Raw genomic sequence first — 11,237 nt, forward strand, 5'->3', positions numbered from 1 at the left:
AGCAAACCCGGCGACCTTTATCGACATAATGTCATTCTTTGACATTTTGTCAATAATCGGGTTTGATTCAACTTCAGGTATCATGACCAGGCCGACGCCACCTAACCGGATGATGGAATGAGTGAACCGCTGAAAACCCGCCGGGAGCGGGAGAAGCAGGCTCGATACGACACGATTCTCGATGCCGCCGAGCTGGTCTTTTCGGAGAAGGGCTACGAGCGCACGTCCATGGACGACATCGCCCGCACGGCCAGCCTCAGCCGGGCGCTGCTCTACGTGTACTTCAAAGACAAGGCTGCCATTCAGCGGGGCATCATGCTACGGGCCGGGCACAGCCTGTTCCGGCGTTTCGAGGAAGCGCGCCAGACCGCTGATACCGGCCTGGCCCAGATTCGCGCCATGGGCGAGTCGTACTATCGTTTCTACCTGGAGCAGCCGGATTATTTCTCGGCGCTTACCAAGGCCTCCACGGCCATGGCCGAAGCCGATGAAAACCAGGCCGAAGAGATGCTCTGCTCCAAATCCGATCTGATGGCACTGATGGTGGGGGCAATAGAGCTGGGGCTGGAAGACGGCACCATGAACCGGGAGCGCATCAAGGATCCGGTTCAGACCGCGCTTTACCTGCGGGGCGCCCTGCACGGCGTGATCCTGCTGTGCCAGGCAGAAATGGGCGAAGGCAACCCGCAGTTTCCCGGCGACCAACTGATCCGCCACACCATGGATATGCTGACGTCGTCGATTTCCGCCTGACGCTTACAACTGGAAATCGTAGATCGAACCCAGCCCCATGATGCCGGTCAGTTCGTCGAGGGCCTTGCGCACCTCGTCCAGCAGCATGGGGTCGGCCAGGTCCTCCTGGCTGAGCTGGTCCCGGTAATGGGCCTCGACCCAGAGGGTCAGGCGATCGTACAGTTCGTCGGTGAGAATCACGCCCCGATTGATGGCACCCAGTTCATCGTCATTGAGCACCACCCGGAGCCGCAGACAAGCCGGTCCGCCGCCGTTGCGCATGGACTGCTTGACGTCGAACACCTCCACCGAGGTGATGGGGCCACCTGATTTCACCAGCTCATCCAGGTACCGACTGACCGACGCCACTTCCCGACACTCGCCGGGTACCGCCAGCAGCATGCCATCGGGTGTATTCAGCAGCTGGCTGTTGAACAGGTACGACGCCACCGCGTCCTCAATCGGAACCTCAGCGCTGGTTACCCGGATGGCTTCCAGCTCGGCGCCGGTCAGCCGCTCACGGATATCCGCCAGCACCCGTTCCTCGTCCAGAAACGCCATTTCGTGGAAGAACAGGGTATTGCCATTACCCACGGCGATCACATCGTTGTGGAACACGCCCGCATCAATGGCGGCGGGATTCTGTTGGGCAAACACCGCGTGCTGGTCCCTCAGCCCATGGAGCCGCGCCACCGCCTGGGAGGCCTCAAGGGTTTGCCTGGCCGGGTACTTTTCCGGTGCCGGCGCCTGCTCGTTGAAGGCGATCTGCCCGTACACAAACAGCTCGACGCCGGGCTCACCGTAACCGGCGCACAACCGGGTGTGGTTGGCCGCGCCCTCGTCGCCAAAATGGCTGACCGACGGCAGGGCCGGATGATGGGCAAACCGGGTCTCATCAGCAAAAATCGACTTGAGCGCCCGACCGGTCACCGCGTGTTCAATTGAGCGATGGAACTTGGCACTCAGGTTGGCCGGGGTGAAATGCACCCGATGGTCCGAGGTGTCGGCACTGGGCGATACCGTGGCGGCGTTGGCGGTCCACATGGGCGAGGCCGACGACACCGCTGCCAGGATGGAGGGACAAGCCTTGGCCGCCTGTTCCAGCACCCGGGCATCCGGCCCCTGAAAACCGAGGGCCCTCAGGGTCGGGATGTGGGGTCGCTCATGGGGCGGCAGAACACCCTGCACATAGCCCCGGTCCGCCAGTCGCTTCATTTTGGCGAGCCCCTGCAGGGCGGCTTCCCGGGGATTGGAAACGGCATGAACGTTGGACTTCGAGGCCACGTTCCCCCAGGACAGCCCGGCGTAGTTGTGGGTTGGCCCCACCAGGCCGTCGAAATTGGCTTCTACCGCGTGTCTTGCCATGGCAGTCGGTTCCGTCAGTCAAAGTTCAGGCCGGGCGCGAGGCTCTCCGGCAACTCGCTCTTGCCGGCCTCCAGGGAAGCCATGGGCCAGGCACAGTAGTCGGCGGCGTAGTAGGCGCTGGGACGGTGATTGCCGCTGGCACCCACGCCACCGAAAGGCGCCGCACTGCTGGCCCCTGTCAATGGCCGGTTCCAGTTCACAATACCGGCGCGCACCTCTTCCACCAGCCGGTCGTAAAGCTTGCGATCATCGGTAAGGATACCGGCAGAAAGCCCATAGCGCGTGTTGTTGGCCAGTTCCAGGGCGTCGTCGAAGCTCTTGTATCGATAGACCGTGAGCAGCGGACCGAAGAACTCTTCGTCCACTGTCTCCACCCCGGTGGCATCAATAATGCCCGGGGACAGCAGACCGGTATCCGGCCTCAACTGCTTCATCTCGAGCAGCGACTGACCGCCCTTTTCAAGCAGGCTCGACTGTGCCGCCAGTAGTTTTTGTGCCGCCTCCGCTGAAATCACCGACCCCATGAACGGCTGGGGATCGGCATCAAACTCGCCCACCTGGATGCGCGAAGACACTTCCACCAGGCGATCCAGGAAGGCATCGCCCTTCTTGCCCTTGGGCACCAGAAGGCGTCTGGCGCAGGTGCAGCGCTGGCCGGCCGACAGGAACGCCGACTGCAGGGCGTGATGGACGGCGCCATCGATGTCGGCAACATCCTGCACGATCAGCGGGTTGTTACCGCCCATTTCCAGGGCCAGGATTTTCTCTGGCTGACCGCCAAACTGCTGGTGCAGCAGATGGCCCACGGTGGAACTGCCGGTGAAGAAAAGACCGTCTATCAACGGATGACTGGCCAGGGATTTGCCGGTTGCCGAGGCACCCTGCACCAGGTTGATGACACCGTCCGGAATGCCGGCTTTTTCCCACAGGCGCACCGTCATCTCGGCAACGCCGGGCGTCAGCTCGCTGGGTTTGAAGACCACGGTGTTACCGGCCAGCAGGGCCGGCACAATGTGACCGTTGGGCAGGTGGCCGGGAAAGTTGTACGGGCCGAACACGGCCACTACCCCATGGGGCCGGTGCCGCAACACAGCGTGACCGCCCGCCACATCAGACTCGGATGTACCGGTACGGTCGTGGTAGGCCTTCACGGAAATACCGATCTTGCCAATCATCGCGGCCACTTCGGTGCGGGATTCCCAGAGCGGCTTGCCGGTTTCCAACCCAATCTGGTGAGCCAGTTCCTCCTTGTGAGTCTCCAGCAGTTCGCCGAAGGCCTCCACCACCGCCTGACGTTCTGCGAAACTCTTGCGCTGCCACTTCAGAAAGGCGTTGCGGGCCTCGCGAACCGCCGCGTCTACATCTTCCAGGTTGGCGCTTTCGCCGTCCCAGAGGGTGTCACCAGTGACAGGCTGGACCGATTCGAATACGGAGCCGTGACCCTGGAGCCAGAGCCCGTCAATAAACAGTTCGCCGGTCAGTTTTGCCATTTCGATCCACCTCCCTGAAAAGAGCCTCTATGAATGTGTTTGGGCAGCGGCCCTGAATCTTTCAAGGGGGCAAGCCGCACCGGATCGCCCGACTCTATCTGCAGCGCTTCGGCCACCTCCGGCGGCAAACTCACGGTATCCGGGCCGATGCACTCCAACGGGATGGTGGTCACCCGGAAATCCCGGAAGGAACGGTTCGAAACCATGGCCCGCTCACCGGCAGGTACATCCAGGTTCACCGGTTTGCGGGTGATCATCGCATGACGATTCACGGCCTCCCGCACGGTGCGAATGTTATCAATAAACGCCTCCACGACAGGGCCACCGTCGAAAATGTCCACCATCCCGTTAAAGTTGAAGCCTTCCGCCTGAAGCATCTTCAGCGCTGGCGCGGTGTTCTCGTGTACGCGTCCGATCACCGCACGGGCCGATTCCGGCAGCATTGGCAGGTAGATGGGGTATTTCGGCATCAGCTCGGCGATGAAGGATTTGTTGCCGAGGCCGGAGAGCATATCGGCCTCGGTAAATTCCATATCGAAAAACTTGCTGCCCAGTGCATCCCACAGCGGGCTGCGCCCCCCGGCATCCGAAACACCGCGCATCTCGGCAAATATCTTCTCCGAGAAGTGCTTGCGGAACTCATCCAGGTACATGAACCGGCAGCGGGACAGCAGCAAACCGCTGCCACCGCCCTTGTAACCGTCGGACAGCAGAAGGGAGCAGATTTCGGTGTTGTCCGTCATGTCGTTCGACAGGTGCAACGTGGGCGTTCGCACGTGTACGCCCAGCTCCCGGGAAGCGTTCACGGTGACACTCAGGCGGTAGTTGTAGAAGACTTCCTCAAGACCCACCCGGGCCTGTATACCGCTGATGCCGACAGTCTTCTTCCGCTCTGTGTCTTCCAGTGCAAAAAGATAGAGGCCCGCTTCCGGGGCGCAGCGTTGGCTGAAGGTGTCCCGGGCGTGATTGATTTTTTTCTGCAGCAGGTCACGGTCTGCCGGTAGCGTGGTCAGGCCCTTGCCGGCGTTCTGTGCCATGGCGTACAGGTCGTCCAGGTCGTTCTCCTGCAGCGGGCGAATGAGCAGCGTCATAACGGTGCGATCCTTACCCGGTCTCCCGAGGTTCGCTCCAGCCGCTTCCAGGTACTCACGGGTACCTTCACGGCATCATCCAGGGTTTCCGACAGTTTGCTCAGGGTGCAGCGGAATGCCTCTCCTTCACCACCGGCGATAAGGCAGGTTTCTCCCGAGTCGTCGTTGGAACCGTGCAACTCGGTTTGGTGGCTGGTCACCAGGGTTCTCAGGCTGTCGGTGCGAGCCTCCAGCACCGGACCGGCATCGAAGATGTCCAGGTAGCAACCGGCCTGGAAACCCTCTCGTTGAAGCAGCTCGAAATTGCCCATCGTCACCGGGTGCGGCTGGCCCATGGCCGCCTGGGCGTCTTCACTGAGCAAAGTAACGTAGATCGGATTGGGCGGCATCAGTTCGGCAATGAAGGTCTTGCTCAGTTGCCCCGAATACTGATCGGCGGTTTCAAAATCCATGTCGAAAAAGTGGCGACCCAGGCTGTCCCAGAACGGCACACTACCATCGTCACTCTGCACGCCCTGAATCTCCACCGCCACGCGCTGGGTAAACCATTCCCGGTGTTCGGCCATGAACAGGATCCGTGCCCGGGAGAGCAGTTCAAAAGCATCGCTGCCGCGCAGATCCGGTCGAATGGAAAAGGAACACAGCAGGGTGGTGTCGGTCAGGGAATGGGATGGGTACAGCACCTCCACCCGACGCGATACCCCGAGCTCGTGGGAGGCATGGATCAGGGCATCACGGCGGTAATTGTAGAAAGGCTGACCGTTACCGGCGCGGGCGTCGATGCCGGCAGTGCCGGCAATCTCGCCGCTCTCGGTGTTTTCCAGCACAAACAGGAACCTGGGCGGATCGTCGTCGACACCGATGCGGCCGGCAAACGATGCCTGGGAGTGCTCGATCTTGTAGGCCAGGGCGTCGCCCTGCCGGGGCAGAGTGGAGGAAAGGCGGGCACCCTGGGCACCCGCAATGTCGAGAATCCGGTCCAGATCATCCGGCTTTGCCGGACGCACCAGCCACATAGGAACTCCTTAGGCTGTGAGTTTCTTTACCGCCGCTTCAAACCGCTGCAGAGCCTCGTCCAGATCCGACTCGGGAATGATCAGCGATGGCGCCAGACGAATCACATTGGCACCGGCCACCAGCACCATTACGCCTTCCTCGAGGCCGGCGTTCAGGAACTCTTTGGCCTTGCCCTGCCACTGTTCGGTAAGCACGCAACCAAGCAGCAGGCCGCCGCCGCGAACTTCGCTGAACACACCGTAGCGTTCGCCGATGTCCATCATGCCTTTGCGCAGCTTGTCAGACCTGGCCTTGACGCCCTTGAGAATCTCCGGCTGGCTCACGATTTCCACCACCCGCTGGGCAACGGCGCAGGCCAGGGCGTTACCGCCATAGGTACTGCCATGGGTACCCACCCCCAGACTGGCCGCCACCTTGGCCGTGGTCAGCATGGCCGCCACCGGGAAGCCACCACCCAGCCCCTTGGCGCTAGAGAGAATGTCCGGCACGACCCCATACATCTGATAGGCATACAGGTGGCCGGTCCGACCCACGCCGGACTGCACCTCATCGAACACCAGGAGCGCGTTGTTGTCGTCGCAGAGCTGGCGCAGCCCCTCGAGGAATGCAGGGTCAGCGGGCATGACTCCGCCCTCGCCCTGGATCGGCTCCACCACCACGGCGCAGGTCTTTTCTTTGGAGATCAGCTTTTTCACCGATTCCAGATCGTTGAACGTGGCGTGATGAATACCGCCCGGCGCCGGCTCGAAGCCTTCCAGGTACTTGGGCTGGCCACCCACGCTCACGGTAAACAGGGTGCGGCCGTGAAACGAGTTGGTAAAGGAGATGATTTCATTTTTCTCCGGGCCGTAGTGTTCCCACGCATAACGACGGGCCAGTTTGAAGGCGGCCTCGTTGGCCTCGGCGCCGGAGTTGGCAAAGAACACGCGCTCGGCAAAGGTCAGGTCGCACAGGGTTTTGGCCAGGCGCAGGGCCGGCTCGTTGGTCATCACGTTGGACAGATGCCAGATCTTTTCGGCCTGATCCTGCAAGGCGCCCACCAGTCCCGGATGGGAATGGCCAAGACAGGTCACCGCGATGCCACCCTGCAGATCGATAAACTCGCGCCCTTCCTGGTCCCAGATCCGGGAGCCCTCGCCTCTGACCGGAATGATCGCACCGGGGGCATAGTTGGGCACCATGACTTCATCAAACAGGGAGCGGCTGACGGGTTCTCTATTCATAGATCTCTCTCGGCGAAGCGGCTAAACGTATAAACATAGACGAGTGACCGCACCGGACAAGTAAGTAGGTGTGCGGACCACACCTTCATGATACGCCACTCAGGGCATTAGCACATCCGGTTGCCCGATGGCGGGCAGCTCGATGATCCGGTGCGGCTTCTCAACACCTTTCCTCCGATCCATCAGGGCCGCCATCAGCAGCTTGTAGGAATCGAGATCGAAGGTCACTGCCTGGCCGCTCAGGGAGAAGTCCTGCAGCTCCTGCTCATCGTGCAGGGTGGCCACGTGCACCCAGTTGTACACCACCAGGATGTCGGTGCGCCCGGAGTCCCGATTGTGCTCCACGATGCCCACGGGCCCGCTCCAGGGCCAGGTTTTCAGTCGCAGGCTGTGGAAGGCAATCTGCACCCGAAGGTTGTAGCGCTCCACATTCTCAAGCCCTTCGCAGGCGCCCTTGCAGCGCCCAAGCGTGCGCTGGAAACAGGGTCCGTCGTGCTCCGGCTCCAGCCCCAGCAGTTTGTTGCACAGGTCGTTCTTCGCGGTGATGCCACTCAGGGCTCGCTCGGCGTCACGTTTGCTACGGAACAGCCCGAAGTAATCACCCAGCCGGTGCGGTTCGATTTCCCGCACCAGCCGGGCCTGGAGATAGCCGGTGCCGTTTCTGGACAGTTCGATACTCACCAGATTCTTGGCGGCCCGCGAGCGGCGGTTGAACAAAGGCTTGAGCTGCTTGATCTGCCTGAGTTCCAGCAGCAACGCCCCAAGCTCACCGGCGGTTTCTGTCCACTCCACCCGCCTCAGGCTCTCGGACATCCGAACACCCCGGGCGCTGTTGTGGTCGCCGGAAAAATGCGACGCGACCCGCTGGGCAATGTTGGTACTCTTGCCCACATAGAGAAGCACGTCGTTTTCGCCATAGAACCGATAGACCCCCGGCCTTCTGGGCAGATCGTCGAGGATATCCGGCGGCAGGTTGGAGGGAACGCTCGGCCGCTGCAGCAACACTTTCAGCGCGGCCTCGAACGACTCGTCACCCTTCTCTGCCCTCGCCTTTTCGAAAAACGACAGCATTGCCGACACATCCCCCATGGCCCGGTGCCGCTGAACCTGGGCGAGGCCGTGGCGGGCAATCAGCGCGTCCATGTTGTGGCGGCGAAACTCCGGATAAAGCCGGCGGGAAAGCTTTACCGTGCACAGAACACGGGCCGAAAACGGCCGCGCCAGCCGCCGGAATTCCGCTTTGATAAAGCCATAATCGAACCGCGCATTGTGGGCGACAAAGACCTTGTCCTTCAGTTGCTCCGCCAGCTCATCGGCCACTTCTTCAAATAAGGGTGCGTCCGCCACCATGTCATTGGAAATACCGGTAAAGCTCTCAATGAAAGGCGAGATACGTGTTTGCGGATTGAGCAGCGTCTGCCATTCCCCCACCACCTCGCCGTCGCGCCAGAACCGTATGCCAATCTCGGTAATCCGGTCGCGGGCGGAATTGCCTCCGGTGGTCTCGATATCAAGAAAGGCGAAGGTCGCCGATCGCAGTACAGTACTTTCGGATGTCATGGAATAAAACTACGCCGAATTAGATATCGCAGATGTCTGACTATGAACGAAAAGCAGTTATAGACATTCGTCTAATCCGTCAATGAATTTATTTGAATTGTCATGAATTCGTAACTACCTTGTTTTTGGGTCCAACAACAAAAATGTGTGGAGACAACAACGATGCAAAGCAACAAACTGAGATTGGCAATTCGTGCGACGGCAGCTGCGGCAGTATTCGGGGTGGCTGGCCAGGCTGGTGCCGTAAACTTCAAAGCCGGCGACTACGACATGTCGGTTTACGGTTACGCACGGTTTAACGCAAGTTACGACGTGGACAGCAACCAGGCCCTGAGCACCCGCTCTGGTTCCTACGCTGGCCTCGCAGGCAACGACAATGCACCCGAAGGCCACTTCGGCGCTGACGCTTTCCAGAGCCGTATCGGTGTGAAAACCACCAGCCCTGAAGGCGTGATGATCAACATTGAAGGTGACTTCCGCGGCGGTGGTGGCGGTACTCTCCGTCTGCGTCATGCCTACGGTTCCTACAACGGTGTTCTGGCCGGCCAGACCTGGTCTAACTTCACCAGCTTCGTAGGCAATACCTCTACTCTGGATTTCGACTCACTCCCGGGCAATGCTGGCTACCAGAGCCGGACAGCTCAGGTACGTTACACTTCCGGTCCTCTGTCAGTATCTCTCGAGGATCCTAACTACAGCTTCGTAACCACTGCGGCGAACGACATCAGCAAAGACGGCCTGCCGACTGTGACTGCTCGCCTGGAAGATTCAGCAGGCGGCATGTCTTACTCTGCGGCCGTTCTGGCTCACCAGATCGCCTATGACGACGGCACCAACGATGAAAGCTCCCTGGGCTTTGCCACCTTCGTTGCCGCCAAGATGGCTGTTTCCGACATGATCACCATTCAGGGTAGCCTGTCCTACACCGACGGTGCTAACAGCTACCTGTATCGCTCTGGCGAAAACTTCGGTGCTGCCAGCGCTTATGTCGATGGGAACGGTGACGTTGAAACCATCTCCGGCTACGGCGGTACCATCGGTGCCGGCATCAACCTGGGTGGCGGTCGCAGCATCAACATCGGCTACGGCATGGTCGAGGTCGACTGGGATGACGCGGAAGCTGATGGCGTAGCAGTGGCCGGCCAGAGTGAAACCAACTCTGCCATCATGGCCAACTACCAGTGGACGCCGGTCAAGAACGTGATGATGGGCGTAGAACTTCAGCGCCTGAGCCGTGAAAACGTTAGCGGCACTGATGGCGACGCAAGCCGCCTGCTGTTCGCAGCACAGTACAACTTCTAAACCTCCCGTTAGAAGTTAGCTGAATCAGCAAAAACCCCGGCTCAGGCCGGGGTTTTTGTTTGGGCTATTCACCAGCCCGAAGCCGCGTTCGCACACCGCGTGTGGTCATCACCCCCAACACCTCCACCAGAGACCATAAACCTCGGTCGTGCTGCCTGGGCGCCTTGCCCTTACCCATGCGCCCGAGCTGGCGCGTGTACCAGCTCACTTCCATCAGGGCCATGTTATCGATGGCCCGGATGCCGGTTCTGATCGGCCGCACCTGGCTGGTCACTTGCTCCCCCGCCAGCACCCGATTGGGCAGATCCGGCTCCACAGCCAACGGCCGGGCCAGACCCACCAGATCGGTGGCCCCCGACCCGATCGCCTCTGCCATACCCTGGCTGGTCCGGAAACCGCCGGTCACCATCAACGGCACCGACACCCGCTTTCGCACCTTCTCCGCAAACTCCAGAAAATAGGCTTCCCGCGCCAGAGTGCTCTGCTTGACCTCCACATTCACCCGCCCCTTCTCGGCGCCTTTGGCCATGGCCGGGTTCTCATAATTGCCGCCGGAGATCTCCGCCAGATCAATCCCCTCGGCATCCAACGCCTCAATGACCGCGAGTGATTCCTCCTCGGTAAACCCGCCCCGCTGGAAATCCGCCGAATTCAACTTGATGCCCACAGAGAATTCGGGTCGGGTCACCTCGCGAATCGCCCGGTACACCGCCAGCACGAACCGCATCCGCTTCTCGGGCGAACCACCCCACTCGTCCGTTCTCTGATTGTGGTGCGGCGACAGGAACTGGCTGACCAGATAACCATGGGCCCCGTGAATCTGCACCCCATCAAACCCCGCCTTCTCCGCAATAGCCGCAGCCCGGGCAAAGCGCTGAACAATGTCCTCGATCTCCGGTCCCGTCAGGGCCCGCGGCGTGGCAAACATACTCCGCAACTCCTTCCTGAACGGAATCGCACTGGGCGACACCGGATCACGATTGAGCATCTTCGGGCTCTGCTTGCCCGGATGATTCAGTTGCATCCAGATCTTCTTGCCACCCGTTTTGCCGGCCTCCGCCCAGGCCCTCAGCAGCGCCAGATCCCGCTCATCCTCCAGCACCACGTTCTGCGGTTCGCCGATGTGCCGGCGATCCACCATCACATTCCCGGTAATCGACAACCCGGTACCGCCCTCGGCCCAGGTCCGGTACAGCGTGACCAGCTCCGGGGTAACCCGGTTATCAATAGTGCCCAGGGTTTCGCTCATGGCGGACTTCGCAAAGCGATTGGGAATGACCGCCCCGTTTCGCAGTTTCAGTGGTTGGGACAGTATTTCGGCGGGAGTCATTGCAGCTCTCTTTAGTTGCCTTAGGTATTGGAGATAGTGAACAGGATAGAGAAGGAGGCCATTGGCCGGCCTGACGGGGTTGAAAACGAAGATTGATAAGGCGGGTAGGGAGCGATTAAAAGAGAGC

General features: G+C 60.5%; 9 protein-coding genes. 2 read left to right on the forward strand and 7 right to left on the reverse strand.

The window, feature by feature from the left end:
• The first annotated feature begins 117 nt into the window (after positions 1 to 117).
• Positions 118 to 753: a TetR/AcrR family transcriptional regulator gene (locus tag BM344_RS07520; protein ID WP_091987821.1), complete on the forward strand. Its 636-nt coding sequence runs from the start codon at positions 118 to 120 to the stop codon at positions 751 to 753.
• Between the two features lie 3 nt (positions 754 to 756).
• Here BM344_RS07520 and astB read toward each other — a convergent pair whose 3' ends face one another.
• From astB to BM344_RS07550, 6 genes are all read right to left on the reverse strand, one after another.
• A complete protein-coding gene (astB, locus tag BM344_RS07525; RefSeq protein ID WP_091987823.1) occupies positions 757 to 2,097 on the reverse strand; it encodes an N-succinylarginine dihydrolase in 1,341 nt (446 codons plus the stop codon).
• A gap of 14 nt (positions 2,098 to 2,111) precedes the next feature.
• The gene (gene astD, locus BM344_RS07530; RefSeq protein WP_091987825.1) at positions 2,112 to 3,587 is read right to left on the reverse strand and encodes a succinylglutamate-semialdehyde dehydrogenase; all 1,476 of its coding nucleotides are present in this window, start codon (positions 3,585 to 3,587) and stop codon (positions 2,112 to 2,114) included.
• The gene (gene astA / locus BM344_RS07535; protein WP_091987828.1) at positions 3,575 to 4,678 is read right to left on the reverse strand and encodes an arginine N-succinyltransferase; all 1,104 of its coding nucleotides are present in this window, start codon (positions 4,676 to 4,678) and stop codon (positions 3,575 to 3,577) included. The genes astD and astA overlap by 13 nt, the downstream gene beginning before the upstream one ends.
• A complete protein-coding gene (locus BM344_RS07540) occupies positions 4,675 to 5,694 on the reverse strand; it encodes an arginine N-succinyltransferase (RefSeq protein ID WP_091987831.1) in 1,020 nt (339 codons plus the stop codon). The genes astA and BM344_RS07540 overlap by 4 nt, the downstream gene beginning before the upstream one ends.
• Positions 5,695 to 5,703: 9 nt before the next feature.
• The gene (locus BM344_RS07545) at positions 5,704 to 6,918 is read right to left on the reverse strand and encodes an aspartate aminotransferase family protein (protein WP_091987833.1); all 1,215 of its coding nucleotides are present in this window, start codon (positions 6,916 to 6,918) and stop codon (positions 5,704 to 5,706) included.
• A 99-nt stretch (positions 6,919 to 7,017) separates the two neighbouring features.
• The gene (locus tag BM344_RS07550; RefSeq protein ID WP_091987836.1) at positions 7,018 to 8,478 is read right to left on the reverse strand and encodes an exonuclease domain-containing protein; all 1,461 of its coding nucleotides are present in this window, start codon (positions 8,476 to 8,478) and stop codon (positions 7,018 to 7,020) included.
• 162 nt (positions 8,479 to 8,640) lie between these two features.
• Between BM344_RS07550 and BM344_RS07555 the strand changes: the two genes are divergently transcribed.
• Positions 8,641 to 9,780, forward strand: a complete 1,140-nt coding sequence (locus tag BM344_RS07555; protein ID WP_091987838.1) for a DcaP family trimeric outer membrane transporter — start codon at positions 8,641 to 8,643, stop codon at positions 9,778 to 9,780.
• Between the two features lie 64 nt (positions 9,781 to 9,844).
• Here the strand turns inward: BM344_RS07555 and BM344_RS07560 are convergent, their stop codons facing one another.
• Positions 9,845 to 11,110 (reverse strand): NADH:flavin oxidoreductase/NADH oxidase family protein, encoded by a 1,266-nt coding sequence (locus tag BM344_RS07560; RefSeq protein WP_091987840.1) that lies wholly within the window; start codon positions 11,108 to 11,110, stop codon positions 9,845 to 9,847.
• Positions 11,111 to 11,237 lie beyond the last annotated feature (127 nt).

Source organism: Marinobacter gudaonensis (assembly GCF_900115175.1).
Classification (GTDB): Bacteria; Pseudomonadota; Gammaproteobacteria; order Pseudomonadales; family Oleiphilaceae; genus Marinobacter; species Marinobacter gudaonensis.